Below are 14,580 nucleotides of genomic sequence, written 5' to 3' on the forward strand. Positions count from 1 at the left end.
CGGGTACCGGCTCAGGAGTCGGGGCGGAACGCGATCGCGCCGTCGGTCAGGAGCTTGCCGCGGTAGGCCAGGCGTTCGTTGTAGATGTCGGTCACCCAGCAGGTGATCCCGGTCTGCGTGCCGACCTTGACCAGCTCGAGATCCACGAGGTCGCAGGTCGCCCGGGCCGGCTTGAACGCCTGGCGGGTGACTTCGTAGACGGCCTTGCTTTCGGAGACCGGGAGCTCCGCGGCCGACCAGCGCCAGTCGACCTTCGACGTCTTCACCTCGGCGGTGACCTTGAACCGGGTGCGTACGCCCTTGAACTTCACGTCACAGGTGAAGTCGTAGTCGCCGATCCGGACCAGGTCGTTGTTGGACCGCGTGCAACTGGACGAGGTTTTGTCCTCGTTGACCTCGCCCACGGCGCTCCAGACGATCTTCTTGAGGGCGTAGCGGATCCGGACCAGCTCAGGCTCGGAGTCCTTCGGTGGCGCCGGCATCTTGGGCGCCGCGTAGGTCTCGGCCGGCTGCGGCAACGGCGTCAACGTGACCGTCGGCGTGGGAGTTGCCGTCGGCGTCCGAGTCGTCGCCGTCTGGCTGGAGGTGGGATGCGCGACCCGGCGCGGAGAGATATCGCCCTTGTGACGGGAGGCGCTGGGCTGTGGCGTGGGCGGGTGCACCGACGGACCGACGCCCGCGGTCGGATCCAACCGGCCACAGGACGCCGTCACGAGTGCGCACAGCGCGGCCAGACCGGCGCCGAGCAGGCGGAGGGTTTTGCTTCGTCCGAGCATCTTTGATCGTTGCGACATGGCAGGGAGTCCAGGAGATCAGCAGCCGATAAGGCGTTCGGCGAGGTATCCCTCGACCCGGTCAAGGGCAACGCGCTCCTGCGCCATCGTGTCGCGCTCACGCACTGTCACGCAGCCGTCCTCCAGCGTCTCGAAGTCAACCGTCACACAGTATGGTGTGCCAATTTCGTCCTGACGACGGTACCTTCGCCCGATCGCGCCCGCATCGTCGAACTCCACATTCCATGAATTCCGCAGCCGCGCGGCCAGGTCTCGGGCCTTGGGCGACAACTCAGCGTTACGGGACAGCGGCAGAACGGCGGCTTTCACCGGCGCGAGCCGTCGGTCGAGTCGCAGCACAGTGCGCTTCTCGAGCGTGCCCTTGGCGTTGGGCGCCTCATCCTCGGTGTAGGCGTCGAGCAGGAACGCCACCATCGAACGACCCACCCCGGCGGCGGGCTCGATGACGTACGGCATCCAGCGCTCGCCCTTCTCCTGGTCGTAGTAGGAGAGGTCCACGCCGGCGTTCCTGCCGTGCGTCGTCAGGTCGAAGTCGGTGCGGTTGGCGATGCCCTCGAGCTCGTCGAACTCCTTGCCGCCGAACTCGAAGCGGTACTCGATGTCGACGGTGCGCTTGGAGTAGTGGGAGAGCTTCTCTTTCGGGTGTTCGTAGAACCGCAGGTTGGACTCGGTGATCCCGAGATCGAGATACCAGCTCCAGCGCTGCTGGAGCCAGTAGTCGTGCCACTCCTCATCCGTGCCTGGCGCGACGAAGAACTCCATCTCCATCTGCTCGAACTCCCGGGTGCGGAAGATGAAGTTGCCGGGCGTGATCTCGTTGCGGAAGCTCTTGCCCACCTGCGCGATCCCGAACGGCGGCTTGCGGCGGGCAGACGCCATGACGTTGGCGAAGTTGACGAAGATGCCCTGCGCGGTCTCCGGCCGAAGGTAGTGCAGGCCGTCGGCGCTCTCGACCGGACCAAGGTGGGTCTTGAGCAGGCCGTTGAACATCCGCGGCTCAGTGAAAGAACCCTTCGTCCCGCAGTTAGGGCAGGAGAGGTCACCGAGATCGGCCGCCGGCGCGCGACCGTGGCGCGCGACGAACGCCTCCTCCAGGTGGTCGGCACGGAACCGTCGATGGCAGCTCTGGCACTCGGTGAGCGGGTCGACGAACGCCTCCACGTGCCCCGACGCCTCCCACACCGCACGGGGAAGGATGACCGAGGAGTCAAGGCCGACAACGTCCTCGCGGGTCCGCACCATCGCCCGCCACCACTGCCGCTTCAGGTTTTCCTTCAGCTCGACACCGAGCGGGCCGTAGTCCCAGGCAGAGCGGGTGCCGCCGTAGATCTCCCCACAGGGGTAGACGAAACCACGACGTTTGCAGAGGTTGACGAGTCTGTCGATGCGGTCAGCGGGCACGGCTCGCTCCATCCGGCTGGGTGTCGGCGAGAGACGGGAACGAACAGGGTACCGGGATCGGTGTCGACCTGCTCTTACCTACGAAGACGCCGTGGGAGAGGATCAGAGGTGGCTGGGGCGCACGCCCGGCAGGCCACATCATTCTCACCGAGGAGGGCTGTGCCAAACCGTCCGAGGGCAAAGCAGTCCCGCGCCGCCCGCACGCCCGGATCCAGCGCCGCGCAACCGCCGGCCACCGGGTTCCGGCGTTCGGTCGAACGCGTGAGCTACCCGCTGCTGGTACGCCTGCACGCCCTGCCCAGGTGGCTCGTGACCGGAGGGCTGGCGGCGTTCCTTGTCGCGGGCCTGCTGGCTCCGCGGCCATACGGCCCGATCTGCCTTGGTGTGGTCGTCGCGATCATGGCGTGGCTGAGCTACCTCGCCTGGCCACAGGGTGACCGCAGCCGCCGGGTGGTCAGGCTGGTCGCGGTCGGACTCGGCGTCGCCGCCCTGCTTCTTCGGGTCTTTGAGTAGCCGCCTCACCACGTACCGCCATACCACCTGGGCTCCCATTGACAGCCCGTTGCGGCGAAGTTGACAATGATTCTCATGTTCCTGCCCCTTCGCCGCTCCACCCTGCTCGCCGTCACCGGAATCTGCGCGGGAGCGGTGCTCCTGGCCTCCTGTGGTTCCGGCGGCTCCGCCGAGCGTTCGGCCGCCCAGTCCGGCAAGCTCGACGTGGTAGCCGCCTTCTATCCCCTGCGGTTCGCGGCCGAGAAGGTCGCCGGAGACCGCGCGACGGTCACCAACCTCACCAAACCCGGCGGCGAGCCCCACGACCTCGAACTCACCCCCAAGAACGTCGCGGAGGTGGAGCAAGCCAGCCTTGTCATCTATCTCAAGGGCTTCCAACCGGCCGTCGACGACGCCGTCGCGCAGGCCGGCGCTGACCACAGCCTCGAGGTGTCCGGGTCTGCCAACCTCAGCCTGACAGCCGCCGGTCACGGGGACGAGCACGGACACGAGCACCCGGAGTCGCAGACGTCGGGCGAACAGACGAACCCGCACTTCTGGCTCGATCCGCTGCGCCTGGCCAAGGTCGGTGACGCCATCGCCCAACGGCTCGCCAGTATCGATCCCGAGCATGCCGAGACGTACAAAGCGAACGCGACCAAACTGCGTACCCAACTCGAGGGTCTCGACAAGGAGTTCAGGACGGGCCTCGCCACCTGCCAGAACCGCGAACTCGTCACCAACCATGAGGCGTTCGGTTATCTCGCGGCCCGCTACGACTTCCACGAGGTGGGCATCGCCGGCCTCTCCCCCGAGCAGGAACCCTCGCCCGCGCAACTCGGCCGGATCGCGACGTTCGTCCGCGAACACCGGGTCAATACCATCTATTACGAGACGCTGGTGAGCCCGACGATCGCCAACACGCTCGCGAAGGAGACCGGCGTGAAGGTCGCGGTCCTCGACCCGATCGAGGGCCTGTCCGACAAGTCCGCCGGCAGCGACTACCTGAGCATCATGCGAGCCAATCTCGCGACCCTCCAGAAAGGCCAAGCCTGCTCGTGACCTCCGAGCTGTCCACCGCCACCGCACCGCCGGCCGTCCGGATCCGTAACGGCTCGGTCGCCTACGCGGGTCAGCGGGTCCTCGCCGGGGTCGAGCTCGACATCGTGCCCGGCGACGTCGTGGCCCTCCTTGGGCCGAACGGCTCGGGTAAGTCGACCCTGATCCGCGCCATCCTCGGCCTCGTACCCCTCACCGCCGGGTCACTGGAGCTCTTCGGCATCCCGGCGGGACGCTTCCGCGACCGGGCCCGGATCGGGTACGTCCCGCAGCGGCACACCGTCGGTGGTGGGGTACCCGCCACCGTCACCGAGGTGGTCGCGTCCGGCCGGTTGGTACGCCGCCGCGGCGGCCTGCGTCCCTGGTTGGGTGCGGCCGACCGCGCGAGCGTGGCCGAGGCGATCGAGACCGTCGGACTGACCGAGAAGGCCCGCGCACCGATCTCCGCGCTGTCGGGCGGGCAGCAACGCCGCGCCCTGATCGCCCGTGCCCTCGCCGGCGAGCCCGACCTGCTGGTCATGGACGAGCCGTTCGCCGGGGTGGACCTGGCCAACCAGGAGATCCTCACCAAGACGCTCTCCGCGTTGGTGGCCCAGGGCGTCACGCTTCTCCTCGTGACGCACGAGCTCGGCCCGGTCGCCTCGCTGATCCGCCGTACCATCGTCCTCGACCACGGCCGGGTGGCGTACGACGGAACTCCCACGGAGTCGGTGCTCGCCCTCTTCGGCGGGCCTGACCCAGACCCGCACTCCCCGCCGTCTGGCTCCTCCGACGGCACCGGCACTCTCGGAATCATCGGGTGAGGTCATGGAGATCCTGCAGTACGACTTCATGCAGCGGGCCCTCCTGGCCGCGCTCCTGATCGGCCTCGCCGCCCCGGCCGTCGGTGTTTACCTCGTCCAGCGCCGGCTCGCCCTCATCGGGGACGGCATGGGACACGTCGCGCTCACCGGTGTCGGCATCGGCCTCGTCACCGGCACCGCACCCATCTGGACCGCCCTCGCCTGCGCCGTCGCCGGCGCGGTCGCGATCGAACTCATGCGGGCCAAGGGCCGGACCAGCAGTGACGTCGCCCTGGCGGTGTTGTTCTACGGCGGCATCGCGGGCGGGGTCGTGCTGATGGCCAAGTCGTCGGGGAGCACTCCGGCCAACCTGAACGCCTACCTGTTCGGGTCGATCACGTCGACCACACCGACCGACCTCGTGGTGTTCGGTGTCCTCGCGGTGGTCGTACTCCTCACGATGTTCGGCCTCTCCCGGCTGTTCTTCACCGTCGGTGCCGACGAGGAGTACGCCAACGCCGCCGGCCTGCCCGTACTCCCCCTCAACCTCGCCCTCGCGATCATGGTGGCGGTGACCGTCGTCGTGTCGATGCGGGTGGTCGGCCTCCTGCTGGTCAGCGCGCTCATGATCGTGCCGGTCGCGGCGGCGCAACGCCTCAGCCGGAGCTTCACGGGGACGGCCGTGGTGGCGATGGCGGTGGGCGTCGTCGTGAGCGTCGGAGGGGTCCTTACGTCCTACTACGCCGACACGCCGTCGGGCGGGACGATCGTGCTCGCCGCGATCGCGGTCTTCGTGGTCGCCGTCGTCGGCACCGCCCTGCGGGCCGCGTTGCGACAGCCCCACCACGAGGCCGAGGACCATCTCCACGCGCATGGCCCGACCTGCGGCCATCCCGCGATCCGGCACGAGGACCACGTCGACTACGTCCATGACGGGCACCGGCATGCTCCTCATGGCGCCCACTACGACGAGCATGGCGGCTGAGACCCGCCCATCCCCGCGCCGCATGGGGGTGAGGGGCGACCAGCCCCGGACTGCGTCGGTGAGAATGTATCTAGTGTGTCGCGGTGAAGGCCGACATCGACCGAGGAGGTGTCCCACGTGAACACCGGACAGAAGCTGCGGTCGACCCGCCAGCGGACGGCGGTCTCCGACGTTCTCGAAGGTGTCGACGACTTTCGTAGCGCCCAGGACATCCACGCGCTGCTGCGTTCGCGCGGCGAGGCCGTCGGTCTCACCACGGTCTACCGCACGCTCGCATCCCTGGCTGACGCCGGCGAGGTCGACGCGATCCGCACCGACGAAGGCGAGACCGTCTACCGCCGCTGCGCGAGCTCGCGGCACCACCACCACATCGTCTGTCGTTCCTGCGGACACACCGTCGAGGTGCAGGGACCCGCGGTCGAACGGTGGGCGGAGCGGGTCGCCAGCGAGGCCGGCTTCGTCGACGTCACGCACACCGTCGAGGTGTTCGGCACCTGCGCCGACTGCGCCAGCCGCTGACGAAGCGAAACCAACCGCCACCGGGGCTCACGGGCGGATCCCCCAGGTCAGAGCCAGCCGTCGCCGGGCGACGCGGACCACCTCCATCCGGTTGCGGGTACCCGTCTTGCTGATGGCGCCCGACAGGTAGTTGCGTACCGTGCTCTCCGACAGATGGAGCCGTGCGGAGATGTCGGCCACCGTCGAGCCGTCGCCGGCCGCGGTGAGTACATCCCGCTCGCGGGTGGTGAGCGGATTCGGTCCCGCACTCAAGGCGGCCGCTGCCAGCGCCGGGTCAACCACCGTCTCACCGGCCAGGACCCGCCGGATCGCTTTGGCGAGTTCCTCGACCGGCCCGTCCTTGACCAGGAACCCTCGCGCCCCCGCCTCCAGAGCGCGGCGGAGATATCCCGGCCGGCCGAAGGTCGTCACCATCACCACCGCGCACTCAGGTAGGGCCGCGCGCAGCCTCGACCATCACCTTCTCGCGGCGGTCGGCGCACCGATACCGCGCCGATCAGTATCGCGCCCACCACGAGGTGCATGCCCGCGAGCGCGACCTTCGCACCGGCCGTGGCGCCGCCCAACGGCCCGGTCAGGGAGACCGTGAGTACGACCAGCGCGAGCACAACCCAGAGCCTCCGCCCACGGCGTACGAAACGTTCCGGCAGGGCCAGCAGGCCGAGCCCGAGCACGCTTACCAGCAGGCTTGTCCCAGCCACCACCGCGGGGCCGACGTGCTGCATGGCCGCGCCCGTCCGCACCTCCAGGTTCACTCCCGCCAGCGGATCGGCCACCACCCAGACCACGAGCGCGGCCACCATCGCACCCAGCGCGGTGACGGCGGCGGTGCGCCAGCGCGTCCCAGCCACCCGAACCGGTTTCACAGTCGTCGACATCAGCGTTTCCCTTCCGGCTGTGACGGCGTTCTCGGATCGGCCGTCTGAAGGTCGACGCTATGAGCGCGGGGAGGCCGGCCGGCAGAGCCGGCTGTCGCCTCCTCGGTAGGACAAATCAACCAGTGCCTCGCGTCTGAAGGTACGCCGCGCAGCCCGCGACATCCCTAGCCGCGCGACCTCTCAGCCCACGTCGTTCGGCTTGGCGCCGCCGAACCTCCGGTCCCGCTTGGCGTAGATCTCGATCGCCTGCCACAGGTGGCGCCGGTCGAAGTCGGGGAACAGCGTGTCCATGAAGACCAGCTCCGCGTACGCCGACTGCCAGAGGAGGAAGTTCGAGATGCGCTGCTCTCCTGAGGGCCGGACGAAGAGGTCGACGTCGGGCAGGTCCGGCTCGTACAGATAGCGCCGGAGCATCCGCTCGTCCACCTTGTCGGGGCGCACCTTGCCCGCGGCGACATCCTGGGCGAGCGCCCGGGCGGCATCGGCGATCTCGGACCGCCCGCCGTAGTTGACGCAGAACTGCAGGGTGATCACGTCGTTGTTGACCGTACGACGCTCCGCCTCCTCAAGCTCGGCGATCACGCTCCTCCACAGGCGCGGCCGGCGGCCCGCCCAGCGCATCCGCACGCCCATGGCGTCGAGCTCGTCCCGCCGGCGATGGATGACCTCGCGGTTGAAACCCATGAGGAAGCGGACCTCATCGGGCGAGCGGGACCAGTTCTCCGTCGAGAACGCGTACGTCGACAAGGTCTTCACGCCGATCTCGATCGCGCCCTTGATGACGTCGAGCAGCGCGCCCTCCCCCGCCTCGTGCCCCTTCGTACGCGGAAGGCCGCGGGCCTTCGCCCACCTGCCGTTCCCGTCCATGACGAGGGCCACGTGCCGCGGCACCAGCTCCGGCGGAATGTCTGGTGGCCGGGCGCCGGAGGGGTGCGGATCGGGCGGGCGGACCTCCCGTGACCGGCTGGCTTCAGGCGTACTCCGGCGTCGCATCCGGGGACTCATACCCGCACCACTCTCATAGCAGTTCCGCTCTCATAGCCGCAGCATCTCCATTGCCGCTCCGATCCGTCGTGCCCGGACTGAATGACCACGTATACGTGATCATTCGTTCGCTCCATCCTCGTTCGCTCCGCGGACGGCTCGTTCCTCACCAGCCACTCCACTCACTCGCCCGCCGGCCCGCTCCACNNNNGGGNGNGNACGCAGGCCGCNTTNGAGGTGCCACTGGAGGTACGCCGAGACCAGGCCGCTCGCCTCCCGCCGGTGACGGGCCCCGCTCACGTCGGCGACCGCCCACTCCCCCGTCAGCAGGGCACCGAGCAGCGTCACCGTCTCAGGCGCCGGCATCGCGACACCGGCCGGGCGGCAGTCGGCGCAGATCATGCCACCGGCCGCCGGCGCGAAGGCGCGGTGCGGCCCAGACGTACCGCACCGGGCGCAGGCGTCGAACGACGGCGCGTAGCCACCGACCGCGAGCGACCTCAGCAGGTAGGAGTCGAGAATGAGGCCCGGATCATGGGCTCCCTCGGCGAGGGAGCGCAGCGCCCCGACGAGCAGCAGGAACTGCTGGGTCGCGGGTTCCCGCTCCTCGGCCGTGAGGCGTTCGGCCGTCTCGAGCATGGCCGCCGCGGTGGTGTACCGGCTGTAGTCGGAATACATCGCCTCGGCGTACGGTCGCCGCGTCACCGCCTGCGTGATGACGTCCAGCGAACGCCCGACCGCCAGCTGGACCTCGACGTAGGAGCAGGGTTCGAGGCGGGCGCCGAACCGCGAGGTGGTCCGGCGCACACCCTTGGCGACGGCGCGCACCCGACCGTGGTGCCGGGTCAGCAACGTGATGATCCGGTCGGCCTCACCGAGCTTGTGGGTGCGCAGGACGATGGCCTCGTCGACGTACAGGGGCACGCGGCCATTCTCGCCTACGCCCCGGTCTCAGAGCAGGCTGAGCAGGCCGATGACCGCGATCGCGTTGACGACCAGGTGGGTGATGATCGCCGGGCCGAGCCGATCGGTCACCATCCGGACGAAACCCGCCGCGAGGCCGGCCGCGAACAGCAGCGCCGCGCGGGTGGGTTCGAGGTGCGCGACGGAGAACAGGATCGCGGTCACGAACAGGGTCGGCCAGGGGCCAAGACCCTTGCGGCGTAGGGCGGACCACCACATGCCGCGAAAGTGGAGTTCCTCGACGAACGGCGCGGCCAGGGCGATGACGGCCAGCGCGATCACCTGCCAGTGCGCGTGCGCGGTCGCGGCCGCCGCGCCGAGTGCGGACGTCGGCTCCCGCCCGGTGACCTGGACGTAGATGAGGACGAACACCACCGATGCGGCCAGGACGATGACGCCCCCGACCACGCCGATGGCGAGGTCGATCGCACGCAGAACCAGCGCCAGATCCGCGCGTGGGCCGTTGCCCCGCCGCTTGGACACGAGCAGCGGCCATCCACCCAGGGCCAGCCAGCCGACGGGCGTGGCAATGATGCCGGCTGTGACCGGCTCCACGCCCAGCGCGACGAGGAGGATGGACACGCCGAAGGACAAGACGACAAAGCCGAGAAGTGACCCAATTGCGTCAGGAATTCCCCATCGCGGGGGTAACTGAGCCGACTCCGGCGATGACGGCTGATCGTTTGTCGTCACTGTTCCATCATGACGCGCCCGGGGGTTTGACTGCTCAGGGATAAGGGGCAAGGGTGGATTGATCGGCAGCCAAGTGCATCAGGGAGTGATTCACAACCTGCCAGCCGGCTCGGGCCCACCGGTCGCGCGTGGACGCGCACCGTATCTCTCGTGGGTCGCCCGCCATGACAATCCCACAAACCTGAGGAGCCAATCTTGCTTGCGCTCACGAACAACGCTGCCCTCGTCATCCAATCCCTGACGAACAGCCCAGACCTTCCCGGAAGTGCTGGTCTGCGCATCACCGCGCAACCTGAGGACCAGCAGAGCCTCAGCCTGGCCGTGGCCCCCGAGCCCACCGCGGGCGACGAGGTGGTCGAGGAGCAGGGTGCGCGGGTCTTCCTTGAGCCCAGTGCGTCCAGCATGCTCGACGAGATGGTCCTCGACGCCGAGGTGGACGCCCAGGGAAGCGTGCAGTTCTTCCTCGGTACGCAGTCGGGCAGCGGATCGCCCACCGCCTGAGGGCGGGGCCCACGACGGCCCTCGTGGAGATGTGTGCCGTCGCGGCACCAAAGCGGCTGGACGCTTGTCCTGACCGGCAACGAAGATACGGCTGTGACAGACCTGGACGTCGCGACGCTCGCTCGTCTCGAGCGCTATTACGACCATGTTCCCCGCGCGAACGCGAAGGTGGAAGACATCGGACCGTTCACGCTGTTCGTGTCCACAGGCGCCTGGCCCTATTACGCGCGGCCGCGGCAGGGACATGCGGGTACCTCCACAGCGACGGATGTCATGGCCGTCCGGGTGCGTCAAGAAGAGCTTGACGTACCCGTCTCGTTCGAGTGGATAGACGAGGTTTCACCTGGGCTCGCCGGTGCCGCGACGGATGCCGGCCTGGTCGTGGAGAAGCGGCCGCTACTCGTCCTTGACAGCCTGGTCCGGTGTGATCCGCCGCAGGGCCGTGTCGATCCGGTTCCTGGAGCACGACGACCCGGAGTTCGCGGGGGCGCTCGCCGCAGTCGACCTTGGTTTCGCTACGCCTGGAGGCGAGGCGGGTCCGGCGGGTCCAGCGCAGCGGGACGATCTCGTGGCCAGCATGCGCCCGGGTCGGCTCGCCTTCATCCGCGAGCGGACTCAGCGGGGTCTCACCCGGTGGGCAACCGCCGAGGACACCAGCGGGTCGGTGGGCGGCGGTAACGCCGCTGACCAGAACAACGCGGCCCGACCCCGATCAAGCAGATCTCCTTCCGCGTCGGGGCACCCTTGTGCGGTCCTTCCGACCAAGGGTGTCCCGACACGACGAAGCTACGAAGCTACGAGGAGTGGCTTTCGGGGTCGTTCCAGTACCACGCCTCAGGGTCATACGCGGCTGGCATCGGGTGGTGCCAGTCGTTGACGAGCCCACCGAGCGCGGTCTCGTCGCGGGTGGGTACGTTGCGCAACCCGTCCTTGACAAGCTCGATCCGCGGGAAGTTGGCCACCGCTCCCATGAAGAACGGCCCTTCCTCGACGTGGATCTTCACCATGTCCCAGTACATCCGGTCGCGGGCGAGCGCATCGGTCTCGACCCGCGCCCGGTCCGCGAGCTTCCACAGGCGATCAATCGGGCCATCCGGCTCGGGTTCCATCCGGGGCGGCGTCCGCTTGTACGGATCGACGTCCTTCTGCTTCTTCTCCTCGGGCGTACCCCGCAACGAGTAGTACTGCCCCTGCAGTGGCGCCCAACGCGACGGCTCCATGGGCATCAACCACAGCATGTCGGCACCGAACGTCAGCGTGCTGCACTCCCATGCCGTGTTGCTCATGAGCCTGCCCTGTGCCCACTGGGCGGATGAGGAGGTCGGCGCGACCGGGTTGAGTTCGGTCTTGATACCGATGGCGTCCCAGTTCTTCTTCAGCAGGTTGTTCTTCTGCATGTGTTCGCCGCTCGGGTTGACGTCGGCGGGATAGTCGAGCCGGATGACGAGTGGACTGCCGTCAGGCAGCTCGCGCCAACCGTCGCCGTTCTTGTCGCTCACGTCGATCTCGTCGAGCATCGACTTCGCCTTCTCCGGGTCGTAGGCGACCCAGGAGTCACGCCACCGCTTGTAGGTCTGGGGCCCGTCGCCGCGGTGGAACTCCCGCGTCTTGGGCCCATACGCCCCCGTGGTCAGCTCGCCGGAGTCGAAATAGATCGACTTTCGTACGTCGGCGCGGTTGTAGGCCAGGGAGAGCGCCTGCCGGAACTTCGGCATGCGGATGAGCCGCCGCAGCTTGGGTTCGTCGTAGTCCTGGTTGAAGAAGAAGATCGAACCCGTACCCGAACCGCTGTCCCAGAGAATCACCTGCATCCGGTGCTTCGACTCGGTGCTCTTGATGCCCGACACGTCCCCGAGGTTCAGCCCGGCGAACGCGCCGTGCACAAAGTCGAACTGGCCGTTCTGGATCTGCAGCTTCCGGGTCTCGATGTTGTCGACCGCACGGAACGTCAACGAGTCGACGTAGGGCAATTGGTTGCCCTTGGGATCGACGACCCAGTAGTAGGGGTTGCGCTCGAAGGTGCTGGAACTCCCCTCCTTGTACGTCGTGAGTCGCCATCCGGCCATCGTCGGCGAATCGGGGTTGAGGATCGCGTTGCGCTTCTGGTCGAACGTCGCGGTCCAGTCCTTCGGAACGCTCTTATTGTATTTCGGATGGAACTTCCGCAGGTAGTGCTTGGGCTCCATCCAGGTCGCCGCGATTCCGCGGTTGACCCAGTTGGCGATCATTTCCGGCACCATCGGCGCGGGTGCGTCGAACGTCATGACGAGCGTCGTGTCGTCGGGTGCGGAAAACTCAGCGATCGTGCCCGTGCCCGAGCGGGCCTCGTCGGGGATACCTTCGGAGAACTCCTCGTTGAGGACCATGTCCTCCCACCAGAACATAACGTCCTGCGTGGTCCAGGGTTCACCGTCTGACCACTTCAGTCCCTTCCGGAAATGGAAGGTCCATTCCGAGGCGTCAGAGTTACTCTCCCAACTCTCCGCGAGCCCGGGGCCGAGCGTGAGCCCGTCGTTGAGCCAGCGCAGCACGGAATGGCCGTACATGTATTCCTTGATCGCACCATCGTCGGTCCCACTCGCGACCAACCGGAACGAGCCGCCGTACTTTCCGGTGCTGAGCCAGTTGTGGGGAACGACGTACGGATTCGCTGGGAGTCGCTCCCCCACGGGCGGGAGTTTGCCCTCCTTGACCAATGCCGCGAGTGCTGGCGCCTCCTTGAACTCCGCGGGAGGAGCCAGCGGCTTGGTCGCCGAGCCCTTCTTGGCTGGACCTTTCTTCGTACTCGAATTCGCCTTGGGTCGCGTGCCCTGGTCTTCGGTGGACGTGCACGCGCTGAGCGCCACACCGCCGGCCACCAGGGCCGCGCCATAGAGGAGCCGACGCCGGCTGAATACGTCGGGAGCTGCCATCTTGCGACCCTCCACTCAGGATGTGCCTAGACAGCTTGGGATCGTCGATTCGATTCGACATCCGAAACGTGGCCGAAACAGTAATCGTTCAGCGCGAGAACCTGTCAAGGCGAAGATCCCTCCTTGGCAGTCTCGATGTCCGTGACTGGCCGGCGGCCCCAGTGGGCGTCGGGCGTGGACGGTCGCGCCGTGCGGGTTCGTGCGCAACCCGCCCGAGGCCATCCTTGACAGGCTCACTCCCGCCGCCTAGCGTCCCGTCGCGTCGATGTGAACCGACAATCCCAGAAGGGACAGCTGGGTGGCCACCATCGCTGACGTGGCCCGGCGCGCGGGTGTGGCTCCGAGCACGGTGTCGTACGTCCTCACCAACCGCCGAAGCATCTCTCCGGCCACCCGGGAGGCAGTCGAGAAGGCGATCCGGGACCTCGACTACCGGCCGCACGCGGGCGCGCGATCACTCCGGGGTGCGCGGACCCGCGTGCTCGCGCTCTCCGAACCCCGGGACGCGGGCAGGTACCAATCGATCGGGTGGCGGTTCGTCCACCACCTGAGCAGCGCCGCGCGGGCGCACGACTACGACCTGCTTCTCCTCACCGGCGAGGACAACGTCGTCGACAACCTGCGCCGGGTGGCCGGTAGCCGGCTCGCCGACGGCGCGATGGTGATGTCGCTGCATACGGACGACCCCCGCGTGCCCGCCCTGCGTGAGCTGCGGTTTCCGGCGGCACTCATCGGCAAACCCCGCAACGCGATGGGGCTGCCGTGGTGCGACTTTGACTTCGCCGGTGCCGCGGCCCTCGCCGTGCGGGAGCTGGCCCGCGCGGGACACCGGCAGATCGCGTTCGTCGGATCATCCGACGGGGAGTTCCAGCTCGGCCTCAACTACGCGCCCAGGGCCGTGGCTGGTGCGCGGGTGGAGGCGAAGGCGGCCGGGGTTCACCTCCACGTGATCCGGTCCTCGCGTTCCCATCGCACCATGGTCCGGCGTACCCGCGCCCTGCTCGCCAGCGATCCGGCGCCCACGGCGGTCATCATCCACTACGACGTTCCCGCGCTGCCCAGCATCCTGCGCGGGGAGGGGTACTCCATCCCCGAGGACCTGTCCGTCGTCGTCATCGCGGCGACCCCGGACCTTTCGAGCGAGCTCCCCCTGGCCCGGTCCGAGCTTCCCGTGGAGGAGATGACACGGAACGCCGTCGAGCTGGCGTTGGCCGCCATCGAAGGCGATCCCTCCGATGAGCACCGGTTGATTCCGGCTCGCTTGACAAAAGGTCAGAGCATCGCGCCACCGCGGAGACGGAGCTAGCCCCGGACGGCTCGCCTGTCCAGCTCCGGCCGCCGGCCCACGACCTTATGGACACTCGCCCGCACGCATCGTTACGGTCATGTGTCGTCGAAACGGTTCGACACCTCAGGCCGAGGCGTTTCGACGATCCTCGGAGCACGGCCATGGAGCCTGTCAACCCGGCCTTGACGGAGGTGGCATGCCGACGATCACTGACGTCGCCCACCGCGCCGGAGTTTCCGTCAGCACCGTCTCCCTCTTCCCCGTGAGCTCACCGAGGCCGCGCTGGTCGACGGCGCCGGTGTCACCGGTGGTGCCGTCAAAGACTAGAA

The 14,580-nt window shown here is 68.1% G+C and carries 15 protein-coding genes; 7 read left to right on the top strand and 8 right to left on the bottom strand.

From position 1 onward, the window contains the following. Positions 1 to 11: 11 nt before the first annotated feature. On the bottom strand, positions 12 to 776 hold the full coding sequence (locus B141_RS0107500) for a hypothetical protein (RefSeq protein ID WP_026256998.1): 765 nt from the start codon (positions 774 to 776) through the stop codon (positions 12 to 14). Between the two features lie 36 nt (positions 777 to 812). Further along, positions 813 to 2,207 carry a glycine--tRNA ligase gene (locus B141_RS0107505; RefSeq protein ID WP_202805695.1) on the bottom strand — a complete coding sequence of 465 codons (1,395 nt, stop codon included), beginning with the start codon at positions 2,205 to 2,207 and terminating at the stop codon, positions 813 to 815. Positions 2,208 to 2,354: 147 nt separating this feature from the next. Between B141_RS0107505 and B141_RS39425 the strand changes: the two genes are divergently transcribed. The 5 genes from B141_RS39425 to B141_RS0107530 all read left to right on the top strand — a co-directional run bounded on the left by B141_RS39425 (position 2,355) and on the right by B141_RS0107530 (position 6,032). Next, positions 2,355 to 2,708, top strand: coding sequence for a DUF6703 family protein (locus tag B141_RS39425; RefSeq protein WP_020574539.1), 354 nt, complete (start codon positions 2,355 to 2,357; stop codon positions 2,706 to 2,708). A 75-nt stretch (positions 2,709 to 2,783) separates the two neighbouring features. After that, entirely contained in the window at positions 2,784 to 3,749 is a 966-nt protein-coding gene (locus B141_RS0107515) for a metal ABC transporter substrate-binding protein (protein WP_020574540.1), read from the top strand. Continuing rightward, the gene (locus B141_RS0107520) at positions 3,746 to 4,549 is read left to right on the top strand and encodes a metal ABC transporter ATP-binding protein (protein ID WP_020574541.1); all 804 of its coding nucleotides are present in this window, start codon (positions 3,746 to 3,748) and stop codon (positions 4,547 to 4,549) included. The genes B141_RS0107515 and B141_RS0107520 overlap by 4 nt, the downstream gene beginning before the upstream one ends. Positions 4,550 to 4,553: 4 nt before the next feature. Then, positions 4,554 to 5,513: a metal ABC transporter permease gene (locus B141_RS0107525; RefSeq protein ID WP_020574542.1), complete on the top strand. Its 960-nt coding sequence runs from the start codon at positions 4,554 to 4,556 to the stop codon at positions 5,511 to 5,513. Between the two features lie 117 nt (positions 5,514 to 5,630). Beyond that, the gene (locus B141_RS0107530) at positions 5,631 to 6,032 is read left to right on the top strand and encodes a Fur family transcriptional regulator (RefSeq protein WP_020574543.1); all 402 of its coding nucleotides are present in this window, start codon (positions 5,631 to 5,633) and stop codon (positions 6,030 to 6,032) included. A 27-nt stretch (positions 6,033 to 6,059) separates the two neighbouring features. Here B141_RS0107530 and B141_RS39430 read toward each other — a convergent pair whose 3' ends face one another. The 5 genes from B141_RS39430 to B141_RS39440 form a co-directional block, all read right to left on the bottom strand. After that, positions 6,060 to 6,446 carry a response regulator transcription factor gene (locus B141_RS39430; protein WP_202805696.1) on the bottom strand — a complete coding sequence of 129 codons (387 nt, stop codon included), beginning with the start codon at positions 6,444 to 6,446 and terminating at the stop codon, positions 6,060 to 6,062. Then, positions 6,446 to 6,910 carry a DUF6069 family protein gene (locus B141_RS50560; protein ID WP_020574545.1) on the bottom strand — a complete coding sequence of 155 codons (465 nt, stop codon included), beginning with the start codon at positions 6,908 to 6,910 and terminating at the stop codon, positions 6,446 to 6,448. The genes B141_RS39430 and B141_RS50560 overlap by 1 nt, the downstream gene beginning before the upstream one ends. Positions 6,911 to 7,090: 180 nt before the next feature. Continuing rightward, positions 7,091 to 7,915, bottom strand: coding sequence for an isoprenyl transferase (locus B141_RS0107545; RefSeq protein WP_051113995.1), 825 nt, complete (start codon positions 7,913 to 7,915; stop codon positions 7,091 to 7,093). A gap of 99 nt (positions 7,916 to 8,014) precedes the next feature. Beyond that, positions 8,015 to 8,818, bottom strand: a complete 804-nt coding sequence (gene recO, locus B141_RS0107550) for a DNA repair protein RecO (protein ID WP_020574547.1) — start codon at positions 8,816 to 8,818, stop codon at positions 8,015 to 8,017. 27 nt (positions 8,819 to 8,845) lie between these two features. Next, on the bottom strand, positions 8,846 to 9,439 hold the full coding sequence (locus B141_RS39440) for a CPBP family intramembrane glutamic endopeptidase (RefSeq protein WP_020574548.1): 594 nt from the start codon (positions 9,437 to 9,439) through the stop codon (positions 8,846 to 8,848). 306 nt (positions 9,440 to 9,745) lie between these two features. Between B141_RS39440 and B141_RS0107560 the strand changes: the two genes are divergently transcribed. After that, positions 9,746 to 10,051 (top strand): hypothetical protein, encoded by a 306-nt coding sequence (locus tag B141_RS0107560; protein WP_020574549.1) that lies wholly within the window; start codon positions 9,746 to 9,748, stop codon positions 10,049 to 10,051. A 794-nt stretch (positions 10,052 to 10,845) separates the two neighbouring features. On the opposite strand, the gene B141_RS0107565 is transcribed toward B141_RS0107560, so the two are convergent. Next, a complete protein-coding gene (locus B141_RS0107565) occupies positions 10,846 to 12,963 on the bottom strand; it encodes an ABC transporter substrate-binding protein (protein WP_020574550.1) in 2,118 nt (705 codons plus the stop codon). Between the two features lie 298 nt (positions 12,964 to 13,261). Here B141_RS0107565 and B141_RS0107570 point away from each other — a divergent pair, with 298 nt between their 5' ends. Further along, positions 13,262 to 14,269 carry a LacI family DNA-binding transcriptional regulator gene (locus tag B141_RS0107570; RefSeq protein ID WP_020574551.1) on the top strand — a complete coding sequence of 336 codons (1,008 nt, stop codon included), beginning with the start codon at positions 13,262 to 13,264 and terminating at the stop codon, positions 14,267 to 14,269. The last annotated feature ends 311 nt before the right edge of the window (positions 14,270 to 14,580 follow it).

Source organism: Actinopolymorpha alba DSM 45243 (genome assembly GCF_000373925.1).
Classification (GTDB): Bacteria; Actinomycetota; Actinomycetes; order Propionibacteriales; family Actinopolymorphaceae; genus Actinopolymorpha; species Actinopolymorpha alba.

Bases quoted from the DNA above. Each gene is read 5' to 3' on its own strand.
- B141_RS0107500 (WP_026256998.1), bottom strand. From the start codon at position 776: ATGCTCGGACGAAGCAAAACCCTCCGCCTGCTCGGCGCCGGTCTGGCC.
- B141_RS0107505 (WP_202805695.1), bottom strand. From the start codon at position 2,207: ATGGAGCGAGCCGTGCCCGCTGACCGCATCGACAGACTCGTCAACCTC.
- B141_RS0107515 (WP_020574540.1), top strand. From the start codon at position 2,784: ATGTTCCTGCCCCTTCGCCGCTCCACCCTGCTCGCCGTCACCGGAATC.
- B141_RS0107525 (WP_020574542.1), top strand. From the start codon at position 4,554: ATGGAGATCCTGCAGTACGACTTCATGCAGCGGGCCCTCCTGGCCGCG.
- B141_RS39430 (WP_202805696.1), bottom strand. From the start codon at position 6,446: ATGGTGACGACCTTCGGCCGGCCGGGATATCTCCGCCGCGCTCTGGAG.
- B141_RS50560 (WP_020574545.1), bottom strand. From the start codon at position 6,910: ATGTCGACGACTGTGAAACCGGTTCGGGTGGCTGGGACGCGCTGGCGC.
- B141_RS0107545 (WP_051113995.1), bottom strand. From the start codon at position 7,915: ATGAGTCCCCGGATGCGACGCCGGAGTACGCCTGAAGCCAGCCGGTCA.
- B141_RS0107565 (WP_020574550.1), bottom strand. From the start codon at position 12,963: ATGGCAGCTCCCGACGTATTCAGCCGGCGTCGGCTCCTCTATGGCGCG.